Annotated in this window: 13 protein-coding genes and 1 rRNA gene; 7 read left to right on the top strand and 7 right to left on the bottom strand. The window is 36.4% G+C overall.

Going from position 1 to position 16,875, the window contains the following annotated elements; genetic code table 11:
* Positions 1-368 precede the first annotated feature (368 nt).
* Positions 369-1,745, top strand: coding sequence for an amino acid permease (locus tag BM012_RS24010; protein WP_061802667.1), 1,377 nt, complete (start codon positions 369-371; stop codon positions 1,743-1,745).
* 291 nt (positions 1,746-2,036) lie between these two features.
* Here BM012_RS24010 and BM012_RS24005 read toward each other — a convergent pair whose 3' ends face one another.
* The 5 genes from BM012_RS24005 to BM012_RS23985 all read right to left on the bottom strand — a co-directional run bounded on the left by BM012_RS24005 (position 2,037) and on the right by BM012_RS23985 (position 9,613).
* A complete protein-coding gene (locus tag BM012_RS24005) occupies positions 2,037-3,605 on the bottom strand; it encodes a glycoside hydrolase family 32 protein (protein WP_061802668.1) in 1,569 nt (522 codons plus the stop codon).
* A gap of 82 nt (positions 3,606-3,687) precedes the next feature.
* Positions 3,688-5,157, bottom strand: a complete 1,470-nt coding sequence (locus tag BM012_RS24000) for a glycoside hydrolase family 68 protein (protein ID WP_061802669.1) — start codon at positions 5,155-5,157, stop codon at positions 3,688-3,690.
* A gap of 184 nt (positions 5,158-5,341) precedes the next feature.
* Entirely contained in the window at positions 5,342-6,616 is a 1,275-nt protein-coding gene (locus BM012_RS23995; RefSeq protein WP_061802670.1) for an ABC transporter substrate-binding protein, read from the bottom strand.
* A 31-nt stretch (positions 6,617-6,647) separates the two neighbouring features.
* Complete coding sequence (locus BM012_RS23990) at positions 6,648-7,820, bottom strand: response regulator (RefSeq protein ID WP_061802671.1); 1,173 nt, start codon at positions 7,818-7,820, stop codon at positions 6,648-6,650.
* Between the two features lie 29 nt (positions 7,821-7,849).
* Complete coding sequence (locus tag BM012_RS23985) at positions 7,850-9,613, bottom strand: sensor histidine kinase (protein ID WP_061802672.1); 1,764 nt, start codon at positions 9,611-9,613, stop codon at positions 7,850-7,852.
* 470 nt (positions 9,614-10,083) lie between these two features.
* Between BM012_RS23985 and BM012_RS23980 the strand changes: the two genes are divergently transcribed.
* The 4 genes from BM012_RS23980 (at position 10,084) to BM012_RS23965 (ending at position 14,062) form a co-directional block, all read left to right on the top strand.
* Positions 10,084-11,613, top strand: coding sequence for an MDR family MFS transporter (locus BM012_RS23980; RefSeq protein WP_061802673.1), 1,530 nt, complete (start codon positions 10,084-10,086; stop codon positions 11,611-11,613).
* 87 nt (positions 11,614-11,700) lie between these two features.
* Positions 11,701-12,144, top strand: coding sequence for a DUF2521 family protein (locus tag BM012_RS23975; RefSeq protein ID WP_061802674.1), 444 nt, complete (start codon positions 11,701-11,703; stop codon positions 12,142-12,144).
* Positions 12,145-12,210: 66 nt separating this feature from the next.
* On the top strand, positions 12,211-12,924 hold the full coding sequence (cwlD, locus tag BM012_RS23970; protein WP_061802675.1) for an N-acetylmuramoyl-L-alanine amidase CwlD: 714 nt from the start codon (positions 12,211-12,213) through the stop codon (positions 12,922-12,924).
* Between the two features lie 85 nt (positions 12,925-13,009).
* Positions 13,010-14,062, top strand: a complete 1,053-nt coding sequence (locus BM012_RS23965; protein ID WP_061802680.1) for an Mrp/NBP35 family ATP-binding protein — start codon at positions 13,010-13,012, stop codon at positions 14,060-14,062.
* Positions 14,063-14,104: 42 nt separating this feature from the next.
* On the opposite strand, the gene gerD is transcribed toward BM012_RS23965, so the two are convergent.
* On the bottom strand, positions 14,105-14,674 hold the full coding sequence (gene gerD, locus BM012_RS23960) for a spore germination lipoprotein GerD (protein WP_061802676.1): 570 nt from the start codon (positions 14,672-14,674) through the stop codon (positions 14,105-14,107).
* Positions 14,675-14,849: 175 nt separating this feature from the next.
* Between gerD and BM012_RS23955 the strand changes: the two genes are divergently transcribed.
* Positions 14,850-15,479 carry a KinB-signaling pathway activation protein gene (locus tag BM012_RS23955; protein WP_061802677.1) on the top strand — a complete coding sequence of 210 codons (630 nt, stop codon included), beginning with the start codon at positions 14,850-14,852 and terminating at the stop codon, positions 15,477-15,479.
* A 37-nt stretch (positions 15,480-15,516) separates the two neighbouring features.
* Here the strand turns inward: BM012_RS23955 and pdaB are convergent, their stop codons facing one another.
* The gene (gene pdaB, locus BM012_RS23950) at positions 15,517-16,281 is read right to left on the bottom strand and encodes a polysaccharide deacetylase family sporulation protein PdaB (protein WP_061802678.1); all 765 of its coding nucleotides are present in this window, start codon (positions 16,279-16,281) and stop codon (positions 15,517-15,519) included.
* A 372-nt stretch (positions 16,282-16,653) separates the two neighbouring features.
* Between pdaB and BM012_RS23945 the strand changes: the two genes are divergently transcribed.
* Positions 16,654-16,875: ribosomal RNA gene (locus BM012_RS23945) — 16S ribosomal RNA — on the top strand; the annotation flags it as partial.

The following is a 16,875-nucleotide window of genomic DNA, read 5'->3' as shown; positions in this document are numbered from 1 at the left end:
ACAGATTCAGATAACAGGGGGGCTTCCCCCTGTTATTAGGTGATGTATGAAAGGAGCGAGAACGTAGGAGAGTAAGAAGGCCAATATTATTATATGCTTAAAAATTAGATTTTCTTAAAGTAGCGAATGATCGAAAAGGCATTAATTATAGATTAAGTTAAACAAAGTTTGTATCCCGCAAATGGTCATGAATTCATTGCAATCTCATATAGATTGGAGCCTCTATGGAAATAGACTTTAACAAATTTGACTGAAAAGAAAAACCATTACTTAATACTTAGAAAGAGAAGAACTATCATTCATTTAAAAAAACATTCTCAATGCACAGTGAAAGGGATTCATTTAATAGAATCAAGGGGGAATAAGCGATGGAATCAAGCAATTCACCACTTCAAAAGAAACTACTACCACGACATATAAGTTTAATGGCAATGGGGGGAGCAATAGGAACTGGAATCTTTAAGGGGAGTGCTGAAACAGTAACGTTAGCAGGACCAGGTGTTATTTTTACTTATATGTTTGCAGGGATTTTGCTTCTAGTTGTTATGGGAGCTATAGCAGAGATGGCTATTGCTTATCCAGATACCAATATGAAAGGATTTGTTCGTCTAGCCTTTGGTAAGCGGGTGTCTTTTGTAACAGGTTGGTTGTATTGTTTTATGTGGCTCTCTGTATGCGTTATTGAAGTAATTGTAGCAGGGAGCTTTTTTCAGTATTGGTTTCCTTATATTCCGCTTTGGGTATTGAGTTTGGGCTGTGCAGTCTTAATTATTGGGATTAATATGATGAATGTTAAAAATTATGGGGAGTTCGAATTTTGGTTTGCTGGTATTAAGATTGCGATGATTATGGTATTCATCGTTTTGGGAGCAAGTATTCTATTTGGAATTACCCCAAGCAACCAGTCGAATTACTTGCAAAACTTTACAGAGCATGGAGGTTTTTTCCCCAATGGATCAATGTCAATAATCTCAGCACTGTTAATTGTAATGTTTTCATATGGAGGCTCTGAATTAATTGGATTAACTATAACAGAAGCAAAAGATGCTGAACGTATTTTACCTAAGGTTATTAAAAGTTTTATTTGGAGAATTGTCTTGTTTTATACGCTGCCAATCCTCATAATTTGTGGTTTAATCCCTTGGAATGAAATAAGCGATCAATCAAGTCCGTTTGTTCAGGTATTATCAATGTCTGGTTTGCAGGGAGCAGCCCATATTATGAATTTTATTTTAATCACGGCTGTCTTATCTGCTGCTAACTCTGGTATATATGGTTGCACGCGAATGCTCCATTCTTTAGCTTTAGGAGGGGAAGCTCCCCAGACTTTCTCTTATGTATCCAAAAACGGTGTTCCGTCATATAGTTTAATGTTAAGTGCAATTGTATTAATCGTCGGCTCTATGATTACGTATGTTGCACAAGATCAGGTATTTACTATATTAATGGCGGTTCCTGGTTTTGTCGTATCATTAATATGGATTAGTATTTGTTTATCACAACTAAAACTTCGTAAATCATATCCTAAAGAACCAAGCTTCAAATTATGGGGATTCCCTTATGTAACAGCATCTACAGCAGTAGTCTTAATTATTATTTGTATCATGTTTGTATTAAATGAACAGAATCGGACAAGTATTATTGCCTGCCTTCTTGTTTTGGCTATATTAGTCGGAGTTTCGATTATAAAATTTAAACGTGTTGATGCACAGAAGGCTGATTCAGGAGAAAAGAGGATCATGTAGATTTGTAATATGTCTTAGGACCTTTAGCTTTATTGAAATAGAGAAATGAAACTGCTATGCTGAAATAACATTTAAGATAACACTTGCTTTAGTCATATATGAATTTCGAAACTTAAGGGGATTAAAATAAAATGAAAGCCCAAAGGAAATGCCTTTGGGCTTTTTAAATTTACAAATTCATTGTCAAAAGAGTAAGGGAACAGATCCTTTTTAATTCATGAATAGTGTATATTATTGTGTTCCTTTTATATCACCACAATATAACTTCGTTGTGTATTTTCATTTGCCGTTCTATTTGTATATAGATTGATAATGCTTAATCTCTATATTTTTAAAAGTAGCGGTTCCACCTTCAGAAAAGAGAGTTATGCCGTCATCCCCTAAAGGAGGAAATACTTGACTAGAATGAACCACTTTTCCATCATCTATAAATACTTCAACAGTCGTTTTATCAACAAGTATTTTCAAGTGAACTTCTTTCTTATTTGTATCAAAAGGAGCTTTGCTTTCAATATATTGATTACTCTCATCTGGCTGATCTGTTAATCCTCGATTTACATAAGAGTAGGCTCCTTCAGCAAAGATACCAACGTCAACATGTCGCTTTTTATCAGAAGATTCGCGGAGACGTAATCCAACATTGTGAAGGTCTTCCCATGAAACATCTGCTTCTAGTTTGTAAGCAACTCCTTCAGTATCAAGCGTTTTTGATCCATCTACTTTAATCTCTTCATATTGGTCCGTAGTTTTAGTTAACTCATTCAAGCTTTCATTAGGCTGTGATGCTAAGTAGTAGTTGTTGTCATCTTGCTTTTTCAGCTCTATTCGACGAACGATAGAATCAATCCCATTGAATCCTTCTTTTACAGTAGGCGTGTTGTCTGCATAGTCCCAGTTGTTCATCCATGCTAAGGCATAGCGATGGTCTAATTTGTCGTCATTTAGTCCATCTTCAAAAGTGACACCGCCATACCAATCAAATCCATGGTCAAGCCACTGGGGCTCTTCTTGGTCTGGAACAAATTCTTTTCCATTGTATTCACCAATCCAATAAGCATAAGTATTCGGTTTTCCTGCTGCTTTACCATTTGCGCTTGCTCCAAGAATCCATTTGATTGATCCATCGTCTGCGCGCATCATGTAAAGATCAGGACATTCTACAAGCCCGATGTTTTCTGTTTCAAAGCCTCCTGTATACTTCCAAACTTTTAGATCATCAGATTCATAAAATCCAATCTTTGTTCCTTCTGCCATAAGCATGACCCACTTATTTGCTCCGTCATCCCAAATGATTTTTGGATCGCGGAAATCTTTTGTACCAGGATTTTTTAAAACAGGCTCATCACTATAAGATTTGAACGTTTTTCCTCTATCTTTGCTGTACCATAGAAACTGTTCTTGCTGACCGCTCGCAGAAGGTTGGGTCACAATGGCAATAACGCTATTCTTCCCGAACCCTGCCGTATTCTGAGCATCTACTACAACTGAACCTGACCATGGATCGCCGTTTTTATTTGTATACTTAGGTATTGCTACACTTTCATCTTTCCAATGAACAAGATCAGTAGAGGTTGCATGACGCCATTCTGTTCCATTTCCATTAGGATAATCTCCATTATAAAGATAGTAATAGTGATACTTTCCATCTAGATAGATTGGCTTCTGAGGATCATTTTTCCACTTATCAGGACTTGTGAAATGATAGTTGGCACGATACGTTTCTTTATCTGTCACTTTATGTTCATCCTCTTTCTTAGGCTCTGATTGCTTGATTAGAAACCCACCAATGGCAAGAAGAAGGCAAACAAGAGAAACAAATATCCATTTCTTTGATTTTTTATTTGGTATGCTTTTTGTCATATAGAGTCACCACGCTTTAATTCTAGGTTGTATAGGATAATAAAAAGAAAATACCAATAAGTATTGGTATTTTCCTTTTGTATTATTTATCAACTGTAATTTGTCCTTGTTCAAGGATGCTATCTTTTACAACAGAAGATTTATTTCCATCAAGAGAAAGTTTGAAGCTTGGAGCAAATGTTGATTTATGATCTGCAAAGTAGCCTCTGTTTGTCATATAGCTTGTGACAACAACATCGTCGCTGTTCTTTTGAGGAATTGCATAGTGAGCATAGTTCCAAGTCACATCGTTCGGGTCAAGGTCTTGATGTAGAACAATTCCTGTTTTGTTCATTGGCTTGTAAGGGCCTGTTAGAGAGTTAGAAACATATCCTAGCATATAGATGTCTTGATCATCAATGCCATCAATCGTCATTTTAGATCCACGGCTACTTGTGAATAAGTACCATTTTCCATCTTTTTTGAAGACGTTTGGACGCTCAATTTCATCTGTTACTGTATTTGAAGTGATTAATGGTTTCATAACTTTTTTAAGTGTATAATCGTCATTAATTTCAATGATTCCCATTGCACCGTTTGCTAATTCAGCATATTCTTTTTTAGGACTTTGTAATAGTTTACTTTTTTCGTCTTGGAAGAAGGCATTGCTCTTACTATAATAAGCTCTGTTGTATAAAGAGTCTTCTCCTTGATAGCCTGTATCCTTTCCTGTATTAGCTTCAAACACAAGATATTTATGGCCGTTGTCTTCAACATAGTGAGGATCTCTAAGCGTGTGGTTATCTTTAAAATCTACCTTACCTTTGCTAAAAGCTTGTTCAACCTGTTGGTAAATTGATCCGTCTCCATCAAAGATTGATTTGTGATCTTCTACACCGTCGACGTTAAGTGTGCCGTCTTTTACTTCAGATACGTTTACTTGTGCTGTTGTGAGCGTTTGTTTACCGAAAAGGTTTTTGCTTTCATCAAAGCCTGTTCTGTTTGTATAGAATAAACGAATTTCTCCATCAGAAGTAAATGTTGCAGAACCCGACCATTCTTCAGCTTGATCTTTTAAGTTTTCATCATTTGCTTTGAATTTATCGCTATCATCAAACACGCGACCAGCATTTTTCCAAGCATCTAGTGAATTATCACCAACTTTTTTATAGAACATGTAGATAAATGTGTCACTAGCATTTTTCGGATCTCCAGCTAAACCAAACACAATGTTGTAACCTTTGTATTCAGCTACTGTACCATCTGCATTTTGTAGTGGCCATGTATCCCAAACATCCATTTCAATTTTATTTCCGTTTTCATCAACTTTCGTTGCTGAAGGAATGTTTTTGATTTTAGATGCGTCGAATTGAGGCACCGTAAAGTTTGGATTTCCATGTTGATTGATCATGTTTTTCATATCAAGTCGAGTCATATGAGAAAATCCATAATCTTCGTTATGATCTTGAGCAGCTTTTGGTGCTGCATGAGCAACTGCTCCGCTTCCTCCTGCTAAAATTGCTGTACTAAGGGTAATTACGCCTGCTTTTTTCGCCAAACCTTTGAAGTTCATATTCTTCCTCCTATGTAGTGGTAGGGGACGGAATATTACCTTTCTGCTTGTCCGTCCATGTGTTAACAATTAAATTATAGGGGAGTGCTTGCTTGCTGAATATGGAGGATATTGATTGAAATTTAGTCTTGAATTGATATATGAGGAAATAAAAAAGAGAGGCTTAAGGAAAATAAGGTATCTCTTACTCTCCTTGAGCACTCTCCCAAGCATATTGATATCTTTTTAATAGCTGAGTTTGGGTTAATCGTTTTGCAACATATTGCTGTGTAGCAGCGCCGAATTGTTCTCTAACTCCAACAGGAAAATATAACGTGCTAGCTGATACTGTTCTGCCTTCTTTATAATAACGAAGTGTTTCAGTAGCTAATGGGCCCGATTGATTTGACGGGATGTTTTTAAAAGCAGGGATAAATCTAAACTGCTTTGTCATAAATTCTTGGCCTTCTTTAGAGGATACCATCCAGTCGAGAAACTTTTTGGCTGCCTGTTTTTTTTTCGGGGTCGTTTGTTTATTAATGACCCAGTAATTCGGAGTGTTCACAATTAATGATTGTTCACCGTGATTATTACTAAGAGGAATAGGCATAATACCCACATTCAGATTAGGGGAACGTTGATCAATTAACGGTTGAATCCAATTTCCTTGTAGGGCAATGGCTGCTTCTCCTTTAGAGAATATATCCATTTCCATGGTGTAATCTGTTTCAAGCGGGTCACTGTTTCCGTATTTCAGTGTCACATCTAAAAGGTGGGTAAGATCTTTGAACTTTTGGTTATTCGTAATCGTTTTTGACCCGTTATTTAATTGAGTAATATAAGCATTTGGATCTTTTTGTTGAAGGAAAGCAATATTCATCAAATGATCGCCTAGCTGCCACTTTTCATAATAACCTAAAGCAAAAGGAGTGATTCCTGCCTTCTTGAGTCTTTCTGCTGTTGTTTCTAATTCATTTAATGTAGTCGGTAACTGTTGAATGCCTGCTTTTGCAAATAAATCTTTATTGTAGATAAACCCGTATCCTTCTATATTCATTGGCATACCGTATACTTTTTCACCTGATTTTATAGACGCTAGTGTTTTTGGTAAGGCTTGAGGTACCCAAGGTTCTCCTGATAAATCTTCTAAATAATCATGCCACAATTCAGCGCTTTTTCCGCCTTGATTTGTAAAAATATCAGGTCCTTTACCAGCAGCTAATTCTGCCTTCAAATCAGATAAGTCATCGATCGCGCCTCCAACGGTATGAACTTCTATATTAATATGAGGATGCTCTTTTTCAAAAGCTTGCACCATTTCTTCAAACGGAGCCGCGATTTCTACTTTAGGATTTCGAATACTTAAAGTGATCTCATCTTGTTTCACTTCTTGAGTCTCTTTCTTAACCTTTTGTTGACACCCGTATAAAGATAAGCTAAGCGTTCCAATCAAACATATATTTAATAGCTCTTTTTTCATTTTGTCACTCCTGAAAACGATCGGTGTCTAACTAGCTACTTACTACTGTTAGTTTTTTTTCTTTTCTATATTCAAAGGGAGTTAATCCAACTACTTTTTTAAACAGTTTAGAGAAGTATTTTTCATCTTGATAACCGAGCAGTAAAGAAATGGAGTAAATCGTTTCTTCGGTATCTTCTAACCACTGCTTTGCTCGTTGGATTCTTAATTTTGTCATATATTTAGAAAGCGGCAATCCTGTTTCTTGTTTGAACTTCCGTGAAATATGCTCTCGACTAAAGAAAAACAGGTTCGATAGCTTCTCTAAACTTAATTCTTCCATATAGTACATGTCTACATATGAAACAATGTCTTTCATACGACGAGCAGCGTGAAGTTCATCCAACTTATGAATCGAACGATACTGGTGATTGTCTAATGCCTCTTGTAAGAACTGAAAAGCGTCTAAGATATGAGATAATGAAGATAACGATCTCCCGCTTACAAAGCGAACGGGAATATCAAATTCCTGACTTATCCATTCTTCAACTGTTAACCATTCATTGCGTACCGTGATGATAACACAAATGTTTCGATCACTTTGAAGGGAAAAGGCATTTCCTAGCTTTCGTTCTTTCAGCTCATCGGATAAGGCTTTAATGTACGGCTCCGCATAATGCATTTGATAGAAAGAAATTAAAGCCATCTCATATTGATCAGAAAGAGGAAGATAGGGAAGAATGTCTGTTGATTTGTATGCTTCTCCCATACATGCATCTGTTATTAACTGTTCAATACGGAGCTTTTGGAAGTCTTCATCAAGTGTTTCCTGCCCACTATGGGAATTTTGCTCGTTTTTCCATGCTTGGACAGCTTCTGCTAATGTATGATTAAAGGGTTCTTCTTCAATTGGTTTCAATAGATAATCGAAACTACGATGTTTAATGGCTTGTCTCATAAAGGAATAATCGTTATATCCAGTCACAAAGATTACTTTACCTGGATATGAGATACTATCTAACCATTCAATCATTTCTATTCCACTCATTTTAGGCATCTTAATATCTGTAAAGATAATTTCTGGTTTTGTAGCTTCAATAATATGTTTTGCTTCTTCTCCATTACTCGCTTCTAAAATATCAGTAATGCCGTACTTTTCCCATTGACCTAGATAACGTATAACTTCACGTACATTCACTTCATCATCAATAATTAAAGCCTTCACACTTTTTCCTCCTTACAAAAATCTATCAATTAATCTTCTTTTAAAGGTTGTTCTTCAAGAGGGATGGCGATTTTAACAATAAAGCCATCTCCGTTGTTTCGATCAATTTCTAGATGTGCTTGTGTTCCGTAATTTAGAATAAGTCGATCATGGATATTTTTTAGACCGATATGTTTGTGCCCTTGAGAAGAGTTAAGAGAAGAGTGATAAATGTTTTCCTGCAATCTCTTGAGTTCTTCATCCGTTGTACTAGCGCCATAACTTTCGACAACAAGGTGTAGAAATGATTTCTGCACTTCTCCATAAATGTTCAGTGGGGCATCATAGAAACCTTCTTCATAGCTATGTTTAAAAAAGTTTTCAACAAGCGGCTGAAGAATCATACTAGGAATTTGCATATTTAAAATAGGATCACTTATATGAATAGAATAATGAACTTCTTTCCGAAAGCGTTCCATTTGAAGAGTAAGGTAAGCTTTGATATATTCTACTTCTTCTTGAACTTTGACCCACTTGTTTGCATTAATTGAATAGCGCATCATCTTAGATAAAGATGTAATTAAATGATAAACGCGTGGAGCATTGGATCTTAAAGCAACCGCACCTATTGATTGTAAAGCGTTGAAAAGGAAATGAGGATTCACTTGTGACTTTAAGGCTCTTAATCGATTTTCCTTGTTCTCAATCTCAAGCTTGTATTCCCGATTAATATGGAGATTAATTCGATCCATCATTTCTTTTATATGAAGTTCTAGATAACCAATTTCGTCTTCTCTTTTATCATTAAAATCAATATTCATATTTCCACCTTTTATGGTTCGTACTTTCTGGGTAAGAAGCTTAAGTGGATGGGTAATCTTATATGAAATCAAGCTAATCATGAATACTCCAAGTAAGCCAATAATGATTCCGACAATAATAAAAGTATAGGAAGTTTTTCTAGCATCATCGAATAGGATATGACTTGGCGTAATCTTAACAAGCTTCCACCGATCAAGCGGTCCAGATAAGGTATTAGCTAAGATAATATCATCACCTGTTTCGGCGTTTCTCTCTATTTTTCGTTGTAAATGAGGCGAAACCGCTTGTCCAATAAGCTCAGTATCATTTGCATAGACAATTTTATTATCTTCGTTGATAAGCAAGACAGATTCTTGGTCTTTACCAATTAAATTGTTACATATGCGTGCATACCTTTCGTAATCCACATCCATTGAGATTGTACCAAGAAATTCATTAGATAATACATCCACAATCTTATGATGAAATGTAATTACTTTTGTCTTGTCAGATTGAGGAACAATAGCTGAATTATTGTAATTTTGGATGGAATGTGGTGGCTGAATAACGTATTTTATGTTTGAATTATAAAGCTCTTTAATAAAGGGCTTCTGTAAGAAACTGGGCTTAGATTTACGTGCACTCGCAGTTGCATTATAGACGGTTAATGCCTCTTTATCTTTATCCATATAAAACTGAATTTGACGAATCTCATTCCGCATTAATGAGAAGTTCTCCAAACTTTTCTCTAAGTAATTTGAGTCCTCAACTTCATTATTTAAAATCTGAAATAGTTTAGGATCACGATATAAAATATAAGGAAGGTTAATCATTTCCTCGAAATATTGTTGAAGCTCTGTTGAATTTTCGCGAAGCTGTTCACGGCTATTTTTCAGCTCTTGCTGCTCTACGCTATGTTTTGTATAGCTATAAATAAAAAAGACAGATAGAAAATAGGGTAAAATGATAAAGATTAGTAACATGAGCAGTAGGCGATTCTGGATGCTCTTCATAGAAGCTCCTCCTTGTATTCAAGAAACCAATTATAGAGTGTAGAGAAGTAATTCTGCTAGGATAGAATGTGTGGAAACCGGTAGCTTCTTACAAGGAGAGTAACAGAAGCCCCTTTACTATCAGGACACATTTAGTACCTCAACTATAACAAATCACTTCGAAGCGTCAATCATACATAAGAATGAGTGAAGATTTACCTATAGTATGTGAATTTTTAACCAATAGGAGCACTAATTTTATAAAGCTGTGATTTATGCTTGTATTGCTTAATAAAGAGAAGAAAAAGTTCTTTGTTTTGGTTCTTCACTAGGATTAGAGAAAGTTATGTAGAAAAGGATATACTCTTCCTTTTATTTACGTTTTAAGTTAGCACCTTTGGATAAAAGGGATAAATTTCAAATTAGAAGTAGCTCTTGTATCAAAACTTCACTATAATTAACTTTGTTAAACATTAGAGAGGAGTGAGCCTGTGGTTTCAAAAGACTCACAATTAAAGCTTGTTGTAACAGGGCTATTATTAGCTATTTTAATGTCTGCAATGGACAACACTATTGTTGCAACAGCAATGGGGACTATTGTTTCTGATCTTGGTGGATTAGATAAGTTTGTTTGGGTGACCTCTGCATATATGGTGACTGTAATGGCTGGAATGCCTATTTTCGGTAAGCTGTCTGATATGTACGGTCGCAAACGTTTTTTTATTTTTGGTCTTTTAGTATTTTTATTAGGTTCAATTTTATGTGGTACAGCCACAAGCATTGAACAACTCAGCATTTATCGAGCAGTACAAGGCGTTGGAGGCGGAGCGCTTATGCCAATTGCTTTCACAATTGTATTTGATATTTTTCCTCCCGAGAAACGTGGAAAGATGACAGGTCTTCTTGGAGCGGTATTTGGAGTTTCAAGCGTATGTGGTCCTTTACTTGGTGCTTATATTACAGAGTATATTAGCTGGCAATGGATTTTTTATGTAAATGTACCGCTTGGTATTGTATCCCTTCTTTTAATTATTAAAGCTTATAAAGAATCAACAGAGCGGAAAGAACAAAGGGTGGATTGGCTAGGAGCTGCAACGCTCGTTATTGCAGTTGTCAGCTTGATGTTTGCTCTTGAACTTGGTGGTAAAGAATATAGTTGGCAATCACCACAAATTCTAGGGTTGTTCGGATCTTTTATTTTATTTTTTATTATCTTTATTTTTACAGAACGAAAAGTTTCAGATCCAATCATTTCTTTTTGGATGTTTAAAAACCGTCTTTTTGCAACAGCTCAAATCTTGGCATTCCTTTACGGAGGCACATTTATCATCTTAACAGTATTTATTCCTATCTTTGTTCAAGCTGTTTATGGCGGTTCTGCAACAAATGCAGGGTTGGTATTAACACCAATGATGTTAGGATCTGTTGCAGGAAGCGCAATCGGTGGGATTTTTCAAACGAAAACAACGTTCCGCAATCTTATGTTTCTTTCAATTGTCTCCTTTGCAGCTGGCATGGTGTTACTAAGTACAATGACTCCTGAAACAGCAAGATGGATGCTAACTATCTTTATGGTATTAACAGGTTTTGGTGTTGGTTTCTCATTTTCAATTTTACCAACAGCATCAATTGAAAAACTTGATGTGCGCTACCGAGGATCCGCAAACTCTACAAACTCTTTTGCTCGTTCTCTTGGAATGACAATTGGCGTAACTGTATTTGGAACAATTCAAAGTAGTCACTTTACAAGTGAATTAAAAGAAAGCTTTGGAAGTGCAGGAAGCAGTGGAGCAATGGCAAATGTTGAAAACCCAAGCGCTCTTTTTGAGGGAGGCGCTCGTGCAATGATTCCAGAGCCTGTTCTATCAAAAATTGTGCATGCTATGTCAACATCTATTACAGATGCTTTTACATTTGCTCTTATTCCAATTGGTCTTGCTTTTATTACAGTACTTATGATGGGAAAAGCCCGCATAGCTGTAAGAAAGCTTGAAGTGAAAGAAAATATACTAAACAAGTAGAAGGCAGAGAGTAGAACTCTCTGCCTTTTTGTTCCTGTGTATAAAGTTGGCGGTCGGTCACAATAAAAGAAAAGGAGGATGGCGAACGTGACCGTAATTACAACATTTAAAGAACGAAGAAGAGAAAAAGAAATGAAGTATGAACGAAAAGTAATGAGCGGAATTTCGCTTGAGAAACTATATAAAGAAATGATGCGCTATTTTCAGCCGCTCATGTTTTATTCAACAAAGAATAACCGTTCTGTTGAGGAAGGGTGCTTAGATATAGCAGTTGAGGCTTTCTTACTTGGAGCAAAATATAGCAGGTTTGGTTATTATGGAGAACAGGAAGAGAAAGTACGGGCAAGATCTGAAAAAGAGGGAAAAAAGCTTGTTTCTGCTCTTTTCGATTATCTTTCCTTTTGGACAGAAGATCATTATGAGCTGCCAACAGGTGATGGTTTGTATATGCTTTGTGAAGCCTACGTTGATGGCTGGTGGACAGAAGGTTTTCGATTTGGAAAGAAAAGATACGCCTTAAAATTGTCCTAAAATAATCATAAATCCTCTTCGCTCACCATATAGAAAATAGTAGGTAGGACGAGCGGGGGGAGCACGATGAAAAAAAAGCTTTGGTTAGGGACTGTTATTATCGTCATCTGTTGTCTTTTTCTAGGCGTTCAGCATTACTTTACAAATAAAGGTTCAATTGGTTCTTGGAATCTCCCGTTAAGCGGTAAAATTATTGTCTTGGATGCAGGGCATGGAGGGGCTGACGGGGGAGCAGTTGGTAGAGATGTGTTAGAGAAAGAAGTAACGCTCTCCATTTCCCTGATGATTAGGGATTACCTTCAAGAACAAGGAGCACTTGTTATTATGACGCGTGAAAAAGATGAAGACTTAGCAGACAAAGATACAAAAGGGTATAGCAGACGCAAAGGAGAAGATTTAAGAAAACGTCTAGAAATTATCAATCATTCCAGTGCTGATATGTATTTAAGTATCCATCTTAATGCAATTCCCTCTCCGAAATGGAGCGGAGCTCAAACATTTTATAATGGATCAAAAGAAGAAAATAAGAACCTGGCTACATGGATTCAATCGGAATTCAGAGGAAACTTGAATAATACGAATCGAGAAGCAAAAAGAATTCAAAATATTTATCTTGTTGAAAATGCTGATATTCCAGGAGCACTTGTTGAAGTTGGCTTTCTTTCCAATCCAACAGAGCATGATCTTTTAAAAACAGAGGAATATCAGAAGAAAGTGGCTGCTTCAATCTATAGAGGGATTTTACATCACTTAACAGCAAAAGCACCTCCGAAAGAGTGAGGTGCTTTTTGTTTGCGCTCACGAAACAAAGGGAAAATATGATATAATTCAGAATGTAAACGAATTCAACGGGGAAGGTGAAAACATGCTCACAGAAAAGGAAGTTCACGCACTATTGTCAAGGGTAGAAGAGCCGTTTTTACATAAAACATTAGGAGAGTTAGACGGCATTCAAGAAATTAAGATTAAAGAAGAGAAAAAACATGTGAGCGTTAAACTGCTTGTTGCTAAAACAGGAACAGCAGAACAGATGCAGCTTCAAGGAACAGTAGTAAATTTATTAAAAGAAGCAGGTTTTGAAACAGTTGGCCTTCGCTTTGAAGCACTGCCGCAAGATAGTGTGGCAGCGCAGGAGCAGCCATCGCTTTTAAATACAAAAGATACAACATTTATCGCGATTGCCAGCGGTAAAGGAGGCGTCGGAAAATCAACCGTTTCTGTTAACTTAGCAATTGCTCTTGCAAGGCTTGGAAAGAAAGTCGGTTTGATTGATGCTGACATTTATGGGTTTAGCGTCCCTGATATGATGGGAATTGAACAACGTCCAACCGTTGAAAATGATCGAATTATTCCGGTTGATCGTTTTGGTGTGAAAGTTATTTCAATGGGCTTCTTTGTGGAAGATAATGCACCTGTCATTTGGAGAGGGCCTATGCTTGGTAAAATGTTGACAAGCTTCTTCCAAGAAGTAGAGTGGGGGGAGTTAGACTACCTTCTGCTTGATTTACCGCCAGGAACAGGCGATGTTGCGCTTGATATTCATTCTATGCTTCCTGCTTGTAAAGAAATCATTGTGTCAACTCCCCATCCAACAGCCGCTTTTGTAGCAGCAAGGGCTGGTGCAATGGCTATTCGTACAGACCATGAAGTCTTAGGAGTTGTAGAAAACATGGCATACTTTGAAAGTGAAGCTACGGGAGAGAAAGAGTACGTGTTCGGCAAAGGTGGGGGAGAAAAGTTAGCAGAGGAATTAGCTGTTCCACTGCTTGGAAAACTTCCGCTACAGCAACCAGATTGGAATGAGGAAGAATTTGCTCCATCTGTATATGGTGAAGATCACCGTTTAGGAAAGATCTATAGTGAAATTGGTGAAAAAGTTATTTCTCTTTGTATACAAGAACAGGATCATAATGTATAAAGGTAAAAGGCGTTGCACATATGCAACGCCTCTTTACTACACTTATTCTTCTTTCTTTTCCTCAGCTTCAGCTTCTTTTACAGCTTTGTCTATCATTTCTTGCACTTTTCCTTTATATGTTGGACTTTCAAATGTTTCAGTTATAACGGTTTGAAGATGTTTTCGATATTCTTTACTCTTTAATAGCTTTGTGACTTCTTTTTCCATCTCGGGATTTTTAAGAACATCCATTAGCATTTGCTGATATTCAGGATCTTTCATGAGCTTTTTAATGATTTCTTCATGTTCATCTTGAAGAGATGTAGCAAGTGTTTTAGCAAACTTGGGATCTTTGAAAGCTTCAGTCCAGAACTTTGAGCCTTTCTCAGATGACAGTGTATCTTGAATTGTTTCTTTGATCAATTTCTCATCTATAACTATCTCTTTTTTTACTTCATCATCCTTTAGCACTTGCTTTAGTGCTGCTTTTCCATCGTCTGTTTTAAGGATATCTACTACCATCTTTTTTGTTTGATCGTAGTCCATCTCACTTCCTTCTGCCTCTTGTGGGGCACAACCAGATGAAGAAAAAACAAAAATTAGGGCATATAGGAGCAAAAGAGCTCTTCCCATAATTGTAACGCTCCTTTCAAATACCTTCTGTAAAATGTCTTATTCTTAATATGAAAGGAAATAGAAAAAATATTCACGTTCTCAAGTCGTTAACAGGAATTACATTTTCTTTGTGGTAAATAAGATATAAGGGGACTTACACGAAATAAAAAGAACAATTAATGGGGGAGAACAGATGAAAAGTCGAAACCTTGTACGTTTCTTTTTATCAACACTTTCAGTTGGGGCTGTCATAACAGTATTTGTTGGATTTACATTGAACTGGGGAGAATATAAAGACCTCTTTATTCAAGGTGAAATAGGTGAGATAGTAGGAATTACTATTTGGCTAATTGGTGTAGGCTGCATTTTTAGTTTAATTAGTCAGATGGGCTTTTTTTCTTACTTAACTGTTCACAGATTTGGACTTGGTATCTTTAAGTCCTCATCACTTTGGAATTCAGTGCAAGTTGTTTTTATTCTTTTTGTTCTATTTGATCTTGTATATTTTAGATACACATTTTTTGCTGAAGCAGGAGAATCAATCACTAATTACCTTTTCCTTGCTCTTACCCTTTTAGTAGTTGGTCTTGCCTTCTCATATGTAAAAATGAAGCAAACAAACCGAACAGCATTTATTCCAGCTTTATTTTTTTTAACTGTTGTGACGATTGTGGAGTGGTTTCCAGCACTAAGAACAAATGAGGAAAGTTGGCTGTATCTTATGTTAATCCCATTGATTATCTGCAATATCTACCAACTTTTGATGCTTCCGAAGTTTTTGGAATCTCCTCATATAATAAAAGAAGTGAGAGAAAGTAAGTAAAAAAAAGCCCTATCCTTCAATAAGGGAAGGATAGGGGTTATTTAATTTCTTCACTTTTAGAAGTGGCGCCAGAAATCAAACTTGAAACTGTTGTTGTTTTTAACTTCTTCTTTGAAAGTTCTCTAATAATAGAAGGAAGAGCTTCATTCGTTTGCTGAGCAGAATCAGATGCATGAAGAAGAACAATGTCACCGCCTTTGATTTTCTCGGTTGCGTTTCTTACAATCTTATCTACACCAGGATTTAACCAGTCTTCTGTGTTAAGGCTCCAATGAACTATTGTATAATTATAGGCTTCCGCAATTTTTAAAGTTTCTTTGTCAAAATGTCCATTAGGTGGTCTAAGTAGTTTGATCTTGTCAACGCCGAGTGTTTTAAATGCTTTTTCAGATTTAGCGATATCTTGGCGGATTTCTTGTGCTTCCAAACTTGTATAGCTTTCATACGCGTAACCCATAGAACCAATCTCATGTCCATCTTCTTGAATTCGCTTTACAATTTCAGGATGTCTCTCTGCCCATGAAGCAGATAAAAAGAAAGTAGCATTATCAATATCGTGTGAGCGTAAAGTATCTAAAATCTCTTCAGCCTTCTCATCTCCCCAACTAATATTGAATGTGAGAGAAACTTTGTCTTTTATTGTCCCATTTTCATAAATTGCTTTTGGGCCATCTTTGCTTGAGAAAACAGGAATGTGAAATAACGTCTGAGTAAGTAGAAAACCACCTGCAAAAAATGATAGTATTAAAACCAATACAATCTGTTTTGCTCGACTTCCGTTAATCGTATAGAAAAAATTCATGTTTACCCCCTTATGAAACAAGCTATCTTGTCTCATAATATGTAGGGGTTAACTCCTTCATAACATGATTTTTAAAAAAGAATAAAAAAAATGAAATTTAGTGTTGACGTTTCTTTTGAAACTTGTTATATTATTACTTGTCGCTGCTACGGTAGCGCAAAACGAACAACACTTAAAAAAACATTTTCAAAAAAGTTGTTGACACACTTCGGAAGAAGTGATAAGATATAAAAGTCGCTGTTAACGACAAGTGAAGTGATTGACCTTTGAAAACTGAACAAAATACGTCAACGTTAATTCTATTTTATTTTTAAAACAACGTTTCTTATTAGAAACAAAAAGCTATGGACATCGAAAGATGAAACCAAACTTTCTATGGAGAGTTTGATCCTGGCTCAGGACGAACGCTGGCGGCGTGCCTAATACATGCAAGTCGAGCGGAGTTTTGAAAAGCTTGCTTTTCAAAACTTAGCGGCGGACGGGTGAGTAACACGTGGGCAACCTGCCCTTGAGACGGGGATAACTCCGGGAAACCGGAGCTAATACCGGATAACACATATCTTCGCATGAGGATATGTTAGAAGGTGGCTTTTA

The organism is Priestia endophytica DSM 13796, assembly GCF_900115845.1.
Taxonomy (GTDB): Bacteria; Bacillota; Bacilli; order Bacillales; family Bacillaceae_H; genus Bacillus_I; species Bacillus_I endophytica.
The sequence above is the reverse complement of the archived record's forward strand: the minus strand, read 5'-3'. Positions and strand labels throughout refer to the sequence as shown.